Here is a 16,866-nt window from a genome sequence, read left to right on the forward strand (position 1 = left end):
GGGTGGGTGTGCCAACCCTCATGACGTGGCGCCGATGCGAGACAGGTCGAACGATCCACCGCGAACAGGGCTGACGGCGCCCGTTCTGTGCCACTGGCGGCGCCAATTGCCGGATCAGGAGGCGGTGCGCAGGGCTGGCAGGGCGCTTGCGATAGCTGGGGCGGTCCGGGGTCGCGGAATGGGAGGCTGCGGCTGCGGACCGGGCAGGGCCGCCGCGACGGTCGGGCGCAAACGCCGTCCGGCGGCCCTCCCGCTCGGAATCGCTCAGGCGGGGGTGGGTTCCTTGGGGACAGGGCGACGGCGACGCCCGCTGGCCACCAGGACGCGGCCGATCTCGGTCCGCAGATCGTCCAGGCTCAGGCCGCGCTTGATCTCGCCGTCATGGACCAGCGAGATGGCGCGGGTCTCCTCGCTGACCACGATGACGATGGCGTCGGAGACCTCGCTCAGACCGATGGCGGCGCGATGCCGCAGGCCCAGGATGTACCCGATCTTCTCGCTCTCGGTGGGCGGCAAGGTGCAGCCGGCAGCGGCGATCTTGCCGTCGCGGATGATGACCGCGCCGTCGTGCAGCGGGGCGGGCACCGTGAAGAGGGTCTCCAGGGTGGCGGCCGTGATCTCGGCCTGCAGCATGGTGCCGGTCTTCAGCCAGCGGTCGAGGCTGATCTCGCGTTCGAGCACGATCAGGGCGCCCAGTCCGCGCCGGGCTAGCCGTTCCACCGCCTTGAGGATCTCGTCCTCGGCCGGCAACTCGTCCTGGTCGCGCAGCACGTGCAGGTGCCGCTGCATGCCCAGGTTGGCCAGCGCTGAGCGCAGTTCGGGCTGGAACAGGATGATGAACGCCACCACCCACACGGTCTGCAGCGAGCCGATGATCCGGCCGACCACGATCATGCCGAGGCTGCTGGCCACGAAGCTCAGGACCAGCAGGATCGCCAGACCGGCCACCATCTGGACCGCCCGGGTCTTGCGCACGAAGCGCAGGAGGCGGTAGAGCAGCCAGGCGACGATCAGGATGTCGAGCAGGTCGATGACCGGACTCTTGGTGATGGCTTCCCACATGGGTTTATCCCGTGGCTGAGGAACTGGGCACCGTGGCCCAAGTTAGCACGCTCACCCGGTGGGCTCAATCCCGGGTTGTCCGGTCTGGCCGGCCTGGGCAATGGCCGCGAGCACGTCGAGGAACTGGCGGGAGGCCGCCACGTCGTGGACCCGGACCACGGTGGCGCCGGCGGCGTGGGCGGCGGCCAGGGCGGCCAGGCTGCCGCCGAGACGATCGTCCACCGCGGCGCCGGTGGCCTGACCGATGAAGCTCTTGCGCGAGGCGCCCAGCAGCAGGGCGCGCTGGCCGGCGACGTCGGCGAGCCGACCCAGCAACGCCAGGTTGTGCCCGAGCAGCTTGCCGAAGCCGATGCCGGGGTCCACCAGGAGGCGCCCGGCGGCGACGCCGGCGGCCTCGGCCAGGCGGGCCCGCTCGGCGAGCCAGGCGCCCACCTCGGCCACGGGGTCGTCGTAGTGCGGCTGGTCCTGCATGGTGCGCGGCTCGCCCTGCATGTGCATGAGGATCAGACCGCAGCCGCGCACGGCCACCAGCGGCAGCATGTCGGGGTCGCGGCCGCCGGCGATGTCGTTGATCGCGTCGGCGCCGGCGTCCAGGGCGAGACGGGCGGTCTCGGCGCGGTAGGTGTCCACGGTGAGCGGTCGGTCGATCTCGCGTCGCAGCGCCGTGAGCACCGGTAGCAGGCGGTCCTGCTCGGCGGCGGCCGAGACGGGCTCGCTGCCGGGACGCGAACTCTCGGCGCCCAGGTCGAGGAGGTCGGCGCCCGCGTCGACGAGCGACAGGGCGGCCGCCACGGCGGCCGTGGTCCCTGTGGCGCGCGAGGCCGGGTAGAAGCTATCGGGGGTCAGGTTGACGATGCCCATGAGCAACGGCCGCTGCTCCGCGTGGACGGTGCAGCGGCCGAGGTCCCAGGCCGGGGCGGGATAGGGGTGGGGCAGGCGCGGACGCCGACCCTCGCTCATGGCGAGGGCCGGTCCTCGTTCTCCTCATCCTCCTCCTGGAGTTCGCGCTCGGCCTTCTTCTCTTCCTCGCGCTGGCGACGCACGCTCTCGGCCAACTCCTCGAGGTCGAGGGGCAGGTCCGCGGGGTGCTCCTGGGTGGCGGCGGGGGAGTCGTGCAGGATAGTGCGCTCGGGCAGCGGCTCGCCGTTGACGATGAGCTCGACCTCCTCGCGGTCGACGGTCTCGCGCTCGAGCAGCGCCGCGGCCATGGCCTCCACCTCGCTGCGGTGGTTCTCGAGGATCCGGCGCGCGCGCTGGTACTGCTCCTCGATGATCCGCTGCACCTCGGCGTCGATCTCCTGGAGCGTGCGCTCGCTGTGCGACTGGCGCCGCGAGTAGTCGCGACCCAGGAACACCTGCTCGCTGCTCTCCTCGTAGGCCACCGGGCCCAGCGTGGCGCTCATGCCGGCGCGGGTGACCATGTAGCGGGCCACGCCGGTGACCTGGCGGATGTCGCCGCCGGCGCCGTCGGTGATCCCGCCCAGGAACATCTCCTCGGCGACCCGGCCGCCCAGGCCCTTGCAGATCTGGGCCAGCAGCTTTTCCGACGAGTGCAGGAAGACGTCCTCCGCGGGCGGCGTGAACGTCACGCCCAGCGCCTGGCCGCGGGGGATGATGGTGACCTTCTGGGCGTGGTCGGCATGCTCGCAGTGCTCGGCCACGATGGCGTGCCCGGACTCGTGGTAGGCCACGATCCGCTTGACCTCCTCGGTCAGCACGCGGCTGCGGCGCTCGGGGCCCATCATGACCTTCTCGCGCGCCTCGACGAAGTCCTCCATGATCACGCTGTCGCGGTTGCGGCGCGAGGCCAGCAGCGCGGCCTCGTTGACCAGGTTCTCGAGGTCGGCGCCGGCCAGGCCGGGGGTGCCGGCGGCCAGGACCTTGGGCGAGACCGACTCGTCGTGGCGCACCTTCTTCATGTGCACCTTGAGGATGGCCTCGCGGCCGTTGAGGTCGGGCAGGTCGACCACGACCTGGCGGTCGAAGCGACCGGGACGCAGGAGCGCGGGGTCGAGGACGTCGGGGCGGTTGGTGGCCGCCAGCAGGATCACGCCCTCGTTGGACTCGAAGCCGTCCATCTCCACCAGGAGCTGATTGAGCGTCTGCTCGCGCTCGTCGTGGCCGCCGCCGAGGCCGGCGCCGCGATGGCGGCCCACGGCGTCGATCTCGTCGATGAAGATGATGCACGGCGCGTTCTTCTTGCCCTGCTCGAAGAGGTCGCGCACGCGGCTCGCGCCCACGCCCACGAACATCTCCACGAAGTCGGAGCCCGACATGGAGAAGAACGGTACGGCGGCCTCGCCGGCCACCGCGCGGCCGAGCAGGGTCTTGCCCGTGCCCGGAGGCCCCACCAGCAGCGCGCCCTTGGGGATGCGGCCGCCGAGGCGCTGGAACTTCTTGGGCGAGCGGAGGAAGTCGATCACTTCCTGGAGCTCGACCTTGGCCTCGTCGCAGCCCGCCACGTCCTCGAACGTGACCTCGGGACGGTCCATGTTCACCAGCTTGGCCTTGCTCTTGCCGAACGAGAACGCGCGGTTGCTGCCCGATTGCATCTGGCGGAAGAAGAACACCCAGACCGCGATCAAGAGCAGGATCGGCAGCATGTAGATGGTCAGGAACTGGGTGAGCCACGGTTCGCGCGGCTCCTCGACCACGACGCGCACGTCGGGGTTGTACTCGCGGAGCCAGTCGAAGAAGTCCTTCTTCTGGAGCAGACCCACCTCGAAGTCGCGCACCGGCCGGATGTTGCCGTCCAGGAGCGTGATGGAGACCTGCTCGGTGAGCCGGCCGCGGGCCTTGTTGCCGACGATGGTCAGTTCCTGGAGGTTGCTCTTCTCCACCTGCTCGGCGAAGGCGCTGAAGCTGATGGTGCTGCTGGTGGTCTGCTCGCCGGCGTACCACCGCACGACCACCAGGAGCAGCAGCAAGAGCAGCAGCCAGAAGGCCACTCCACGGCCGGTGAAACCGGGGCGCGGGCCCTGGGGCGGACGCTTGTTGTCCTTCGGGGACTTGTTCGACATCGAATCCCTTTCGCGGCGTGGCAAAAAACGGCAGCTGGCCGGGTCACTCGTCCCCGGCTGGACGCCGCCGATCCAGGTGGATGGTAACTGCCTGTCGGGTCGACTGCAACAGCCGGGTCCGCTCGGCCTGGGCCAGGCCGACCACCCAGAGAATGCCGGCGTCGTCCTCGGCCACGAGTACCTGCTCGCGCAGCGGCGCCGGAATACGTTTTTCCTGCATAAGATCGCTCAGCTTCTTACTTCCGGCGAGCCCCAACGGTTCCAGGCGATCACCTGGACGTGGGTGTCGGAGCCGCAGGCTGCCCCGGAGCGCTTCGGCGGGGCAGATCAGGCGCCAGCCATCTCCATGACGCCCGGCGGGGGGCACGGGTTGCGGAACCGCCGCGAGGGGCTCGAGGCGCACGCGCCAGCGGGCGGCGTCCTCGCCCGGCGGCGGCGTCAGGGCGGCGCCCACGCGGTCGAAGACGCGCTCGAGACGGAGGGGGCCGGGCAGGTCCAGGCCGGTGCCCGACTGGCCGGCGGCGAGCCACCGGTGGACATCGTCCACATGCTGGCGGGCCAGGTCCACGGGCAGGAAATGGTGGAGCCAGCGTCGGAGCACGCGCCGGGCCAGGGCCCGGGGCAGATCGGCGGCGGCCACGGCCAGGCTGGGACCCTCGCTCCCCGCGAGCGGCGGGCCGGCCAGTTCGCTCCAGGCAGCGTCGGCGAGGTGGTCCAGGTAATCGAGATCGGTGTCGGCGAGGTCGGCCAGGCGGGCGGGGGCGAGGGCGGCCCCGTCGCCGAAGAGCTGGCGCACCAACGGCAGCAACTCACGGCGCAGCCGGCTGCGCAGGTTGCTGCCATCCAGATTGGTGGCGTCCTCGCGCCAGGGCAGGCCGGTGTCGGCGAGGTGGTCGAGAAGGTCGGCGCGGGGGGTCGTGAGCAGCGGGCGGATCAGGCGGCCATGCCGCGGGCGCATGCCGCGCAACCCGTCGAGACCGGTGCCCCGGAACAACCGCATGACCACGGTCTCGGCCTGGTCGTCCTGGTGGTGGCCCAGGGCCACGGCGGTCAGGCCCTGCGCCTGGCGTGTGCGTTCGAGGAAATCGTGGCGCAGGTGGCGGGCGGCTTCCTCGAGTCCGCGGCCGCGCTGGCGGGCGAGGCCGCGCGGGTCGCCGTGGCCGGTGACGAGGGCGACGCCGAGGCGGTCGCACAGCTCCTGGCAGAACGCCGCGTCGCGCTGCGAGTCCGCGCCGCGCAGGCGATGGTCGAAGTGGGCCGCCATCAGGGGCTGCCGGTGCTGCTGCGCCCAGCCGGTGGCGAGGTGGAGCAACGCCACCGAGTCGGGCCCGCCAGAGAGCGCCACCAGGAGGCCGGTGGCGGGATCTTCCTGGTGGGCGCGGGCCACCGCGGCCACGAGGGTGTCGAGGTGGGGTACGATCCGGGCGGGCAGGCTCTGGGCAGGCATGCGGACTGCTCTCGCTGGCACCACGGCAAAAAAAAGGCCGCATACGCGGCTCGGCGGGAGGGTAGTGCTGGTGCCGCCTCAGGGATTCGAACCCCGGACACGCGGATTATGATTCCGCTGCTCTAACCAACTGAGCTAAGGCGGCACCTGAACTGACCGGCGGGCCGAGCCCGCCACCCCTCTCAGGGCAGGGAGCAGAAATTAGATGCTGGCCAGGAGCTTGTCAAGGAGGCTGCTGGGCCCTAGTGTCCGCGGAAACCGGTGGTCCGGCCGCCGGTGACCACGCAACGAGGAGTCTTCGTGTCCGCCGACTGGCAACCCCCCGACGACCGCCCCCTCGAGGAGGCTGACGTTCCCGCCGCCGTCCTGGCCGGGTGCACCGTGGCGATCATCGGCTACGGCACCATGGGCCGGGCCCACGCGCTGAACCTGTGCGACAGCGGGATCACGGTCCGGGTGGGTGCACGGCCGGGATCGCCGCGTGGAGAGCTGGCCCGCCGGGAAGGCCTGCCGGTGGACGATCCGGCCACCGCCGCGGCGGCCGCCCAGGTGGTCATGCTCATGCTGCCCGACGAGGCCATGGCCACGGCCTACGCCCAGGATCTCGTCCCGCACCTGGCACCCGATACCGCGCTGGGCTTCGCCCACGGCTTCGCGGTGGCCTTCGCGCAGATCGACCCCGGCGCGCGCCCCTGCTTCCTGGTGGCGCCCAAGGCCCAGGGCGACCTGCTGCGCGAATCGTTCCAGCGCGGCGGCGGCGTGCCTGGCCTGCTGGCAGTCACCGATCAATCGCCGCCGGGAACCTGGGCGCTCTGCGCCGCGTACGCCCGCGCCGTGGGCTGCCTGCGCGGGGGCGGCTGGCGCACCACCTTCCGCGCCGAGTGCGTGGCCGACCAGTTCGGCGAACAGGCCGTGCTCTGCGGCGGCGTGATCGAGCTGCTGCAGGCGGCGTTCCAGACGCTGGTTGCGCGCGGACACGATCCCGCCAACGCCTACTTCGAGTGCGTGCACGAGTTGAAGTTGATCACCGACCTGGTGCACCGCTACGGTGTCGAAGGCATGCGCCGGCGCATCAGCCCCACCGCGGCCTACGGCGGCCTGACGCGGGGGCCGCGTCTGATCGACGCGAGCGTTCGCGCCCGCATGGCCGACCTCCTCGACGAGATCGAGGACGGCCGCTTCGCCAACGAGTTCCTCGCCGGTCACGACGACCCGCAGACCGGCACCCGCGCGCTGGCCGACCGCGAGGCGGCCACGCCCCTGGCGGCCGCCGGCCGCGCACTGCAGAAGCGCCTGGACGCCCTCGGCGGCCCGGGCGAACCCGGAGCCGACAAGGAGAGCCCGACATGACCTTCGAGCCCGACACCGCCCCCGTCGAGCCCACGCCGCCCGCCCCGGCCCAGTCTGCGGCCCCGTCGCTGGGCGAACGCTTCGTGCTGGTGATCACCGATCCCCGCCGGGCCATGGCCGCAGCGGTCGACCAGCCGGTGTGGTGGGTGCCGGCGCTGGCCATCGCGCTGATCCTGGCGCTCTACACCGCGGTCAACATGCACATCATCATGCCCGAGACCTTCGAGCGGCAGCTCGAGTTCGCGTCGGGCGACCAGGTCGCCGTGATCGAGCAGCAGCTCGAGATGTTCTCCGACCCGGCGGTGTGGCTGCGCGTGCTGGTGGGCCTGGGCGCCGGTCTGTTCGGCGGCATCCTCACCATCCTCTTGCCCACGCTGGTGCTGCACCTGTTCCTCAAGCTGAGCGAAGGCCAGGGCCAGCTCAAGCAGTCGCTGGGCGTGGTGTTCTGGGCCAGCCTCATCGCCTACGGCTGGCGGACGCTGGTGAGCTGGATCATCCTCGTAATCACCGGTTCGTCGCAGTGGGCCAACCTCACGGTCACGGGCTTCCTGGCCGACGTGGACCCGCAGTCGCTGCCCATGACCCTGGCCCAGCTCTACGGCGATCCCTTCATGTACTGGACGCTGGCCGTCGCGGTGGTCGGCCTGGCCATGGTGCATCGTCTGACCCTGGGCCGCGTGGCCCTGGTCACGGTGGCCACCTACGTGCTCCTGTCGGCCATCCCCATCGCGGCCACCCTGCTCGGCAGGGCCATGAGCGGCAGCTAACGGTTTCCCACGAGGCGGTCCCGCGGGCCGCCGGAGGTGCAAGGTGAAGAAGTGGTTTCCCATCGTGCTGGTGGTGGTCGTGGTCGGGGTGCTGGTGGGGCTGAGCCTGAGCCGGCGCGACACCTCGCAGCGGGTCGACGTGGCCAAGGCGGAGCAGCGCACACTCACCGCCATGGTGCGCGCCTCGGGCACCATCCAGCCCCAGAAGAAGGTGGACGTGTCGGCCAACGCCATGGGCACGGTCACCACGCTGGCCGTGGCCGAGGGGCAGGTGGTCGCCCTGGGCGACCTGCTCCTGGAGATCGACCCCACCGAGTACCGCTCGGCGGTGACGGCGCTCGAAGCGTCGGTGCAGACCGGCGAGGCCGATCTGCGGCTGGCCGAGGCGTCGCTCGACAAGGCTGCGCAGGACCACGCCCGGCAACGCGAGCTGTTCAGCGAGGGGCTCAGCAGCGAGGAGCAGCTCATGGCCGCCCGCACCACCGAGCGGGTGGAGACGGCGCGGGTGGAGGCGGCGCGCCATCGCCTGGCCCAGACCCAGGCCAACCTGGACAAGGCGCGCCACGACCTGCAGAAGGTCACCATCACCGCCCCCATGTCGGGGCTGATCACGCGCCTCAACGTGGAGGAGGGCGAGAACGCCATCATGGGCACCCTGAACAACCCGGGCACCGTGCTGCTCACGATCGCCGACATGGGCACCATGGAGGCGGTGGTGGAGGTGGACGAGACCGAGGTGGTGCAGGTGGCGCTGGGCCAGCCGGCCATCGTGGAGATCGACGCCTTCCCCGGCGCGGAGTTCCCCGGCCACGTCACCGAGATCGGCAACAGCCCCATCCGGTCGGGCGGCAGCCAGCAGGCGGTGGACTTCGAGGTGAAGGTGACGCTGGATGAGGCGCCCGCCACCATCCGGCCGGGCCTTTCGGCCAAGGCGCGGATCACCGTGGCCGAGCGCGACCAGGCGGTGGCCGTCCCGCTGGGCGCGGTGACCGCGCGCAACTGGCCGCTGCGCCAGGACGACATCGCCAGGCTCAAGGGCAAGGACGCGCGGGCCCGCGAGCGCGCGCTCGAAGGCCTGGACTTCGCCGCCGAGGCCCCGGGCAAGGAGGTCGAACGCGAGGAGATGGAGGGCGTGTTCGTGGTGCGCGAGGGCTTCGCCAAGTTCGTGCCGGTGGAGCTGGGCATCGCGGGCAAGGAGCACTTCGAGATCGTGGCGGGCCTGGACGCGGACGACGAGGTGATCAGCGGCCCGTTCCGCGTGCTGCGCGAGCTGAAGGACGGCGCCAAGGTGCGGGTGGGCAAGGGCCAGGACGCGGACGAGGACGAGGAAGGTTAGACCATGAGCCGCGACCACCTCGCCGGGGTGCGCATCGCCATGGAGAACCTGAGCAGCCACAAGCTGCGCACGTTCCTGACCCTGCTCGGCAACATCGTGGGCACCATGTCGGTGATCGCCGTGGTGTCGCTGATCTACGGCGCCGACCAGTACGCTCGCCGCAAGGTCCTCGACGAGGGCACCGACGTCTTCACCATCACCCGCGTCAACCCGGTGAGCTTCCTCACCGACTTCGACGCCTTCCTCGAGTCGCTCAACAACCCCGACCTCACCCTCGAGGACCGCGACTGGCTCCAGCAGCGGCTCGAGCTGGCGCGCGCCGTGGGCGCCTCGGTGGAGGGCAGCGCCGACCTGCGCGCCGGCCGCGCCAACTACCGCGGCTGCGAGGTCCGCGGCAAGACCGAGGACTACGCGCTGCTCGAGGACCTGCCGCTGGCCATGGGCCGCCACCTCATGCGCGCCGACATCGAGGCCAGCCGCCCCGTGGCGGTCCTGGGCTGGGACGTGGCCCGCGACCTCTTCCCGCGCGCGGTCTCGCCGCTGGGCAAGGAGTTCCGTATGCGCGGCCGTCACTTCACGGTGGTGGGCGTGGTGGAGGACATGGGGACGGTGCTCGGCAGCAACCGCAACCTGTTCGCCGTGGTGCCCATCACCGCGTGGCAGAAGGTCTTCGGTTCGCGCCAGTCGGTGTCGATCAAGGTGGCGGTGGCGGATCTCGAACGCTTCGAGGACGCCAAGGACGAGGCCACGTTCCAGATGCGGGTGCGCCATCGCCTGCGTCCACTCCAGAACGACGACTTCGGCATCATGACCGCCGACCAGCTCCTCCAGATCTGGAAGGGCATCACCGGCGCCATCTACGCCGCCATGACCCCGCTGGTGGGGATCAGCCTGGTGATCGGCGGCATCGTGCTGATGAACGTGATGCTGGTGTCGGTGACCGAGCGCACCCGCGAGGTGGGCGTGCGCAAGGCGCTGGGCGCCACCCGCCGGTCCATCGCCTGGCAGTTCCTGGTGGAAGCCATCACCTTGTCGCTGTCGGGAGGACTGATCGGTCTCTTCGTGGGCGGCCTGATCACCTTCGTGATCTGCCAGATCACCGACCTCAACTTCGCGATCCCGCTGTGGTCGGTGGCGCTGGGTCTGGGCTCGACCTTCGTCATCGGCGCCTTCTTCGGCGCCTGGCCCGCCTGGAAGGCCGCGGGACTCGATCCGGTGGAGGCGCTGCGCAATGAATGAGCGGCACGCGCTGTCGATCCGCGAGGCGATGGCCCAGGCCTGGCACACCGTGCGCGGCCACAAGATGCGCAGCGGTCTGTTGATCCTGGGCGTGGCCATCGGCGTGGCCACCTTGCTGGGGATCGTGACCATCGTCTCGGGTCTGAGCGGCCGCATTCGCCAGGACATCGTCTCGGCCAGCCGCCCCTACCTCTACGTCGCGCGCTACACCGGCCTGGGCGGCGAGGACGTGGACGCCAAGCTCCGCCGCCGCCAGCTCGACCCCGAGCTGATCGAGTTCGTCCGCGGCGTCGAGGGCGTCGACCGCGTGGACTACATGATCCAGTCGCACATCAACGACGTGCTCAACTACCGCGAGGAACGCACCCAGTTCGTCCAGGTCTTCGGTGCGAGCGAGCACTTCGCCGTGATGTACAGCTACGATGTGGGCGAGGGCCGCTTCTTCACCGGACCCGAGCTGGAGGCCCGCGAGCGCGTCTGCGTCCTGGGCTACGGCCCGCGCAAGGACCTCTTCCCCGTGCTCGACCCCATCGGCCGGACCCTGAATATCCGCGGCCGACCGTACCGCGTGGTCGGGACCATGGCCGAGCGCAAGAGCATCTTCGGCTCCATGGGCGAGAACTACGTCGTGGTGCCCTGGACCACCTACGAGAAGGACTTCCTCGACCGCGGCATGGAGGACCGGGCGCTGGCCGCCACGGTGGCCCCCGGCTACACCCTGGACGAGGTGCGCGAGGGCCTGGTGGGCGCGCTGCGCGCCGGCCGCCGCCTGCGCCCGAGCCAGCCCGACGACTTCGACATCACCACCAGCGAGACCTACGGCGAGATGGTGGACGGGATCACCGGCGCCATCGCGGTGGTGCTGACGGTGCTGGCCTCGATCGGGCTCCTGGTGGGCGGCATCGGGGTGATGAACATCATGCTGATCTCGGTGACCGAGCGGACCAAGGAGATCGGCGTGCGGATGGCGCTGGGCGCGCGGCGGCGCGACGTGCTGCTGCAGGTGCTGGTGGAGTCGGGGACGCTGACGCTGTTCGGCGGGCTGGTGGGGATCGTGCTGGGCTACGTGCTGTCCTACGGGATGACGAAGTTGCTGGCATTCCCGTTCCGGGTGGATCCGCTGACGACGGTGATCGCGGTGCTGTTCTCGGCGGGGATCGGGGTGGTCTGCGGGATCTACCCGGCGAACCGGGCGGCGCGGCTGGATCCGGTGGAGGCGTTGCGGGCCGAGTAGACCGGGCCGACATGAAGGCCGGCCTCGTGTCAACGGGACACGAGGCCGGTGCTGTCTTCCTGGGCTTCCAGGAACGGTGTCGCGAGGCCTACTGGAACAGGCTCTTGACGTAGCTGAGCGACTTCTGCTCCACCGCCACGCCGCCCTCGCGCTCGACGATGATGTTGTCCGCGCCCACGTCGAAGCTCGCGAAGATGGCGAACCAATCCGGATGGTTCCACCAGAACTCGACGCGGCTGACGTTGGCGATGACGTCCTGCCAGAGCGCGTCGGCCGGGAAGGTGGCGTTGCCGGAGTAGTACGACCCGCCCAGCCAGCCCGCGGGGACCTCGCCGGGGGCGCCGACGAAGCTGTAGGGGATCTCGAAGTCGTAGTGGACCCAGCCCTCGCCGATGTCGGGGCAGGTCCAGTTCTCGGGGTTCGGGTAGACGAAGATGTCGTCCTCGATGTCGTCCGGCGTGCCCATGTTGTTGCGGAGCAGGACGCAGAAGTAGAACTCGCCGATGTACTGGTTGCTGGAGGCGAAGCACTGGAAATCGGCGGCGATGCGATGGACGCCCTGGGTGACGTAGTCGCCGGTGAAGCCGTCGGCATCCCAGCCGCAGGTCAGGACCGGGAAGGGGACGTCGAGATACTGGTTGTGGAGGTACCCGCCGGGATTGCCGCCGTCGGTCTCGATGACCTCCGCGGCGGGAATGCCGAAGGTCCAGTCGCCGTTGTTCACGCCGCCCTCGAAGTCGGCGACGGTGGTCTGCGCCTGCACGGCGACGGCCAGGGTCAGGATGATTGCGAGTGTCAGTAGCCTGTGCATGGGGGTCTCCTTATGGTTCGGGCCGGTGATGGTCGGATCGCTGGTACCAAGGATCCGGGATCTCGAGCGCGGAGGAAATTGGACCTTGGTCCAATCCGGGCGGGCGCCCGGTTCGGGGACCGGACGCCCACGCCGTGAAACTCGCCGCGGAACGAGGACGGCAAGCCTACCTGAAGAGGTCCTTCACCTTCGACAGGCTCCAGTTCTCCACCGAGACGACGTCCAGGTCGACGTACTCGATGCTCATGAGATTCCGGCCCGAATAGGTGCCGATCTCCTCCCAGCTGCCGGTGGACTTGTCGATCCGGTACAGGCCGGGGTCGTCGGGGTACCAGTAGTTGTTCACGCCGTAGAGCGTGCCGTCGAGATCGAAGCCGATGCCCATCAGCCGGTGGGTGCTGGTGACGAGCGTGGCCGCGCCCGTCTCGGTGTCCACGGTGTAGAGCGCCCCGCTGCTGTCGAGGCCGCCGACGCAGGCGTAGAGCTCGCCCGAGACGGGGTCGAAATCGGCACCGGTGATCCAGTACACGCCGAGCGCGCCCACGATTTCGAGGGTGCCGGCCGCGGTGTTCACGACGTAGAGCTCCCCGTGCTCCTGATCGATGGCGTAGAGGGTGCCGGTCGTGGGATCGACCGCCAGGCTGTGGATCACGATCCAGAAGTCCGGGACCTGGCAGACCAGGGTGGTGGCGCCGGTCTCCGGGTCGATCTCCAGGATCTGGTTGACCCCTTCGGACGTGTCCGAGCAGTACAGGATGCCGGAACCGGCGTCGTAGGCGAGCGAGACGATGTGCGGTGTCCCGACGGGCGCCAGATCGGTGAGCTCGCCGGTGGCCGTGTCGACGATCAGGAGCATGTCGGCCGAGGCGTCGCCAACGACGATCTCGGCCGAGGCAGCCAGCGGCAGGACCGCGATGGCCGCCAGAGTGGCGATAGCTATCAGCTTCTTCATTTTTCCTCTCCTTGGTTTCCGGTTGGCAGGCAATCGACGGGGAGGCATCGTCTCACTGGATCCGGGCGAATAACCGTCGGCAGGAACGGTTCAGGTCTGACGATGCGGAGCCGTCTGCCAGCGATCCGGACGGTGGAAAAACCCGGATCGCGATTCCTCATGTTCCCGGATCGAGGTTGGCGAGGATAGTGGACCTTGGTCCATTCCCTGGTGGACCTGGAGTGCCAGAAACCGGTCAGTCTCCCGGGCCGTGGATGTCGACCCGGGCTGCCAGACGCACCAGTTCCGCCAGCGACTCCGCTTCCATCTTCTCCATCACCCGGGCGCGATGGACCTTGATGGTCTTCTCGACCGTGCCCAGTTCGCCGGCGATCTGCTTGTTGAGCAGGCCGGTGATCACGAGTTCCATGACCTCCCGTTCACGCGGGGTCAGGCGTTCCAGGCGCGCCAGCACCTCCTCGCGCTCCGCCCGTTCGTTGCGCAGTCGCTCGTGCTGGGCCAGGGCGCGGTGGATGGCGTCGATGAGATCCTGGTCGTTGAAGGGTTTGGGCAGGAAATCCACGGCGCCCTTCTTCATGGCCTCCACGGCCATGGCGATGTCGCCATGGCCCGTGATGAAGACGATGGGCAGCCCGCGGCCCGACGCGAGGAGACGGTCCTGCAGCTCGAGTCCGCTCATGCGGGGCATGCGCACGTCGAGGACAAGGCAGCAGGGCACGTCGGCGAGCTCCGCATCGAGGAACTGCTTCGCCGAATGGTGGGTCTCGGCCTCGATGCCGACCGAGCCCAGGAGCCGCTTCAGGGCGCGGCGCACCGAGGCGTTGTCGTCGATGATATGCACGAGCATGGCTGGCCCTCCCGGCGTCACAACTCCAAGGGTACCTCGAAAGACGGTCCGCTGCCTCCCTGCAGATCGAGCCGGCCGCCCAGGGCCTCGACCGTGGCCGCCAGGACGGCGGTATGGATGGACCTCGTCGGATCTACGAGGTGCGAACGCAACCCGGAGACCTCGACCCGCAAGCGCTCCGGCCGCGGCCTGGAGACATGGACCGTCCGGGGTCGGGATTCCCCGAGAGTTAGCAGCAGGTGCAGCGTGGCGATGCCGATCAGGCCCGGCTGTCCCGTCACGTGAGGCGCCCGTCCGTCGAGATCGACGAGTGCGGGCGCGTCCGGTCCCGCGAGCATGGACACGGCCGTCTGCACCTCGCGCTCGGGCCGGAACCGGACCCGCGGTCCCTGTCCGACGATCGGTTCCCGTAGCCTTTCGAGTCGTTCCTCGAGACCATCCAGGGCCGTCATGAGATCCGCCAGGGACCGGGCCGCCACCGACTGGCCTGGCCGATCCCCGCCCAGCGATCGCCGTGCCGCCTGAGCATTGGCGCGCAGGGCCCGCAGGGCGGGCTGGAGATCGAGGGCCGCCGTGGCCGAGATCCAGTTCGTGGCGTCCCGCAGCAAGGTCAGCGGAGACGTGATGCGTTCGGCGGATGGTTTCACTGCCATTCCCCGGGTGCCAGCGGTTCCAGGTGATGCCGAGATGGGGCGAGGTCCATTTTCGGCGGCACGAACGGGTTCTGCAATTGGCCATTGGTCCAACATCGGCTAGGATCGGGCCATGCTCGCCTCGCTGATCATCACGCTTTCGCTGGGAACGGTCACGGCCGGCGCGCTGCCGGATTCCGCGGCGGCCGACAGCGCTCTGGCCCGCCTCGAGCCGGCGGCCAGGGTCACCGCGCTCCTCGATCGCGCGGCAGCGATCCGCGGCAACGATCCGCGCTCCGCGCTGGCGCTCGTGGAACGCGCCCGGACCGAGGCGCTGGACCTGGACGATCCCAGGCTGCTCTGCCGCGCCGATCTCGGCATCGGCGTGTGCCGTCTCTTCCTCGGCGACTATCGCGAGTCCATGGAGGCCAGCCGCCGCGCCCTCGACAGCGCCGAGGCCGCCGGGGACAGCAGCAACATGGCGAACGCCATCAACAACATCGGCGTCATCCATTTCTACCTGGGCGAGCACGACGTCGCCGTGGACTACTATCTGCGGACGGCGCGGATCAACGAGCGCCTGGGCGACCGGGACGGCCTGGCCGGGGCCTACAACAACGTCGCCGGCATCCTGCAGACGGCCGGGGACCTGGAGCAGGCCCTCGAATATTATCGCCGCTCGCTGGTCCTGTACGAGGAGGTCGGCGACGTCGGCCGGCAGGGGGGCACGCTCAACAACATCGGCCTCCTGCAATACGATCGGCAGGACTACGACGCGGCCATGGCGGCCTACGAGCGGGCTCTCGAATACTCCGAGCGCGTCGGAAACCAGCAACAAGCCGCACTGAGCCTCAACAACATGGGCATGGTCTGGGAACAGCGCGGCGATCTCGAACAGGCGCTGGCCCGCTATCGCGAATCGCTGGCCATCCGCGAGGAGATCGACGACCGCCAGGGCATGATGGTGTGCCGCCACAACATCGGCGTGGTCCAGTCGACGCAGGGACGGCATGCCGAGGCGCTGGCGAACCTGGAGGGCGCGGTGTCCGAAGCGCGCGCCCTGGAGGTCCGGGAGCTGGAGCGCGACGCCCTGGAGAGCCTGGCCCTGGCGCTCGAGGGCGCCGGCGAGACCGATCGGGCGCTGGCGACCTACAAGGAGTACAAGGCCGTCGACGACACCCTGCGCACCCAGGAGCGCGGTCGCGAGGTCATCGCCGCCCAGACCCGCTACGAAGTGGACCTGAAGGACCGCGAGATCGAGGTGCTTCGCAAGGACAAGGAGATCGAGCGCTCGCGTCGCAACGCCCTGCTGGTTGGCGCGGTCCTCTCGGTGCTGGTCATCGTGCTGCTGTTCCAGCGCTATCGTTTCCAGAAACGGACGGCCGACGAGATCCGTCGCGCCAACGAGGCGCTACGCCGGGCGCACGATGAGCTGGAACGGGCCGCGCGCGACGAGCTGGCGCACGTCGCAAGGGTGGCGACGCTCGGCGAGCTGGCCGCGGCGTTCGCCCACGAGCTGAACCAGCCGCTGGCCGCCATCCAGGCCAACGCCAAGGCCGGACGCAACTACCTGGCCCGGCCCGGTGATGCCCGGGAGGAGGTGGACAGCGCGCTCGCCGATATCGGCGACGACGCCGGCCGCTCGCAGGAGATCATCGCCAACCTCCGCCGCCTGATGCGCAAGGGCGAGATCCGCCGCGAGCCCGTGGACCCCGCCGCCATGGTCTCCGACGCGCTGCGGATCATCTCGTCGGACTGCAAGCGCCAGGGAGTGACGCTGGATTTCGCGGCCGACTCGGTTCTGCCCCGGGTGATCGGCGACCGCGTGCAGCTGCAGCAGGTGGTCCTCAACCTGGTGAACAACGCCGCCGCCGCCATGGCCGACGCTGGACAATCCGCGCCCGCCGTCGCCGTGCGGGTGGCGAACACGGCGGATGGCTGCGTGGAGGTGTCGGTGACGGATCAGGGACCGCCCATTCCCGACGAGGTCTTCGACGACATGTTCGAGCCCTTCTTCACCACGCGCCCAAGCGGCCTGGGGATGGGGCTGGCGATCTGCCGCACCATCATCGAGGCGCATGGCGGCAAGCTGACGGCGCAGCGCAACGAGGGGCCCGGGCTGACGCTGGCGTTCCGGTTGCCCGGGGCCTGACCGTCTGCGCGGTTCGG

Annotated in this window: 14 protein-coding genes and 1 tRNA gene; 6 read left to right on the plus strand and 9 right to left on the minus strand. The window is 69.9% G+C overall.

What is annotated here, in order from left to right:
- Positions 1 to 264: 264 nt before the first annotated feature.
- The 5 genes from cdaA to IFSED24_RS01435 form a co-directional block, all read right to left on the minus strand.
- Positions 265 to 1,062 carry a diadenylate cyclase CdaA gene (gene cdaA, locus IFSED24_RS01415; protein WP_491333448.1) on the minus strand — a complete coding sequence of 266 codons (798 nt, stop codon included), beginning with the start codon at positions 1,060 to 1,062 and terminating at the stop codon, positions 265 to 267.
- Between the two features lie 51 nt (positions 1,063 to 1,113).
- Positions 1,114 to 1,923, minus strand: coding sequence for a dihydropteroate synthase (gene folP, locus IFSED24_RS01420; protein ID WP_491335083.1), 810 nt, complete (start codon positions 1,921 to 1,923; stop codon positions 1,114 to 1,116).
- 95 nt (positions 1,924 to 2,018) lie between these two features.
- Positions 2,019 to 4,082: an ATP-dependent zinc metalloprotease FtsH gene (ftsH, locus tag IFSED24_RS01425; RefSeq protein ID WP_491333449.1), complete on the minus strand. Its 2,064-nt coding sequence runs from the start codon at positions 4,080 to 4,082 to the stop codon at positions 2,019 to 2,021.
- Positions 4,083 to 4,125: 43 nt separating this feature from the next.
- Positions 4,126 to 5,529: a tRNA lysidine(34) synthetase TilS gene (gene tilS / locus IFSED24_RS01430; RefSeq protein WP_491333450.1), complete on the minus strand. Its 1,404-nt coding sequence runs from the start codon at positions 5,527 to 5,529 to the stop codon at positions 4,126 to 4,128.
- Between the two features lie 68 nt (positions 5,530 to 5,597).
- A tRNA-Met gene (locus IFSED24_RS01435) sits at positions 5,598 to 5,674 on the minus strand.
- A 155-nt stretch (positions 5,675 to 5,829) separates the two neighbouring features.
- Here IFSED24_RS01435 and ilvC point away from each other — a divergent pair.
- From ilvC to IFSED24_RS01460, 5 genes are read left to right on the plus strand one after another with little or no spacing between them, the layout of a single operon-like run.
- Positions 5,830 to 6,879, plus strand: coding sequence for a ketol-acid reductoisomerase (gene ilvC, locus IFSED24_RS01440; RefSeq protein ID WP_491333451.1), 1,050 nt, complete (start codon positions 5,830 to 5,832; stop codon positions 6,877 to 6,879).
- Positions 6,876 to 7,646, plus strand: a complete 771-nt coding sequence (locus IFSED24_RS01445; RefSeq protein ID WP_491333452.1) for a YIP1 family protein — start codon at positions 6,876 to 6,878, stop codon at positions 7,644 to 7,646. Before ilvC ends, IFSED24_RS01445 begins: the two co-directional genes overlap by 4 nt.
- A 43-nt stretch (positions 7,647 to 7,689) precedes the next feature.
- A complete protein-coding gene (locus IFSED24_RS01450; RefSeq protein ID WP_491333453.1) occupies positions 7,690 to 8,982 on the plus strand; it encodes an efflux RND transporter periplasmic adaptor subunit in 1,293 nt (430 codons plus the stop codon).
- A 3-nt stretch (positions 8,983 to 8,985) separates the two neighbouring features.
- A complete protein-coding gene (locus IFSED24_RS01455) occupies positions 8,986 to 10,221 on the plus strand; it encodes an ABC transporter permease (RefSeq protein WP_491333454.1) in 1,236 nt (411 codons plus the stop codon).
- On the plus strand, positions 10,214 to 11,455 hold the full coding sequence (locus IFSED24_RS01460) for an ABC transporter permease (RefSeq protein ID WP_491333455.1): 1,242 nt from the start codon (positions 10,214 to 10,216) through the stop codon (positions 11,453 to 11,455). The genes IFSED24_RS01455 and IFSED24_RS01460 overlap by 8 nt, the downstream gene beginning before the upstream one ends.
- An 88-nt stretch (positions 11,456 to 11,543) precedes the next feature.
- On the opposite strand, the gene IFSED24_RS01465 is transcribed toward IFSED24_RS01460, so the two are convergent.
- The 4 genes from IFSED24_RS01465 to IFSED24_RS01480 form a co-directional block, all read right to left on the minus strand.
- Positions 11,544 to 12,266, minus strand: coding sequence for a hypothetical protein (locus IFSED24_RS01465; RefSeq protein WP_491333456.1), 723 nt, complete (start codon positions 12,264 to 12,266; stop codon positions 11,544 to 11,546).
- Positions 12,267 to 12,432: 166 nt separating this feature from the next.
- Positions 12,433 to 13,218 (minus strand): DUF4394 domain-containing protein, encoded by a 786-nt coding sequence (locus IFSED24_RS01470; RefSeq protein WP_491333457.1) that lies wholly within the window; start codon positions 13,216 to 13,218, stop codon positions 12,433 to 12,435.
- Between the two features lie 235 nt (positions 13,219 to 13,453).
- Positions 13,454 to 14,065: a response regulator transcription factor gene (locus IFSED24_RS01475; protein ID WP_491333458.1), complete on the minus strand. Its 612-nt coding sequence runs from the start codon at positions 14,063 to 14,065 to the stop codon at positions 13,454 to 13,456.
- A gap of 17 nt (positions 14,066 to 14,082) precedes the next feature.
- Complete coding sequence (locus IFSED24_RS01480; RefSeq protein ID WP_491333459.1) at positions 14,083 to 14,712, minus strand: hypothetical protein; 630 nt, start codon at positions 14,710 to 14,712, stop codon at positions 14,083 to 14,085.
- Between the two features lie 118 nt (positions 14,713 to 14,830).
- On the opposite strand from IFSED24_RS01480, the gene IFSED24_RS01485 reads away from it, so the two are divergent.
- On the plus strand, positions 14,831 to 16,849 hold the full coding sequence (locus tag IFSED24_RS01485; protein ID WP_491333460.1) for a tetratricopeptide repeat-containing sensor histidine kinase: 2,019 nt from the start codon (positions 14,831 to 14,833) through the stop codon (positions 16,847 to 16,849).
- The last annotated feature ends 17 nt before the right edge of the window (positions 16,850 to 16,866 follow it).

The sequence above is a fragment of the Candidatus Latescibacter sp. IFSED24 genome, assembly GCF_058273205.1.

What these genes read in the sequence shown, in the direction of transcription:
- cdaA (WP_491333448.1), bottom strand. Translation starts at nt 1,062, where the DNA reads ATGTGGGAAGCCATCACCAAGAGTCCGGTCATCGACCTGCTCGACATC.
- folP (WP_491335083.1), bottom strand. Translation starts at nt 1,923, where the DNA reads ATGGGCATCGTCAACCTGACCCCCGATAGCTTCTACCCGGCCTCGCGC.
- ftsH (WP_491333449.1), bottom strand. Translation starts at nt 4,082, where the DNA reads ATGTCGAACAAGTCCCCGAAGGACAACAAGCGTCCGCCCCAGGGCCCG.
- tilS (WP_491333450.1), bottom strand. Translation starts at nt 5,529, where the DNA reads ATGCCTGCCCAGAGCCTGCCCGCCCGGATCGTACCCCACCTCGACACC.
- IFSED24_RS01445 (WP_491333452.1), top strand. Translation starts at nt 6,876, where the DNA reads ATGACCTTCGAGCCCGACACCGCCCCCGTCGAGCCCACGCCGCCCGCC.
- IFSED24_RS01455 (WP_491333454.1), top strand. Translation starts at nt 8,986, where the DNA reads ATGAGCCGCGACCACCTCGCCGGGGTGCGCATCGCCATGGAGAACCTG.
- IFSED24_RS01460 (WP_491333455.1), top strand. Translation starts at nt 10,214, where the DNA reads ATGAATGAGCGGCACGCGCTGTCGATCCGCGAGGCGATGGCCCAGGCC.
- IFSED24_RS01465 (WP_491333456.1), bottom strand. Translation starts at nt 12,266, where the DNA reads ATGCACAGGCTACTGACACTCGCAATCATCCTGACCCTGGCCGTCGCC.
- IFSED24_RS01470 (WP_491333457.1), bottom strand. Translation starts at nt 13,218, where the DNA reads ATGAAGAAGCTGATAGCTATCGCCACTCTGGCGGCCATCGCGGTCCTG.
- IFSED24_RS01475 (WP_491333458.1), bottom strand. Translation starts at nt 14,065, where the DNA reads ATGCTCGTGCATATCATCGACGACAACGCCTCGGTGCGCCGCGCCCTG.
- IFSED24_RS01485 (WP_491333460.1), top strand. Translation starts at nt 14,831, where the DNA reads ATGCTCGCCTCGCTGATCATCACGCTTTCGCTGGGAACGGTCACGGCC.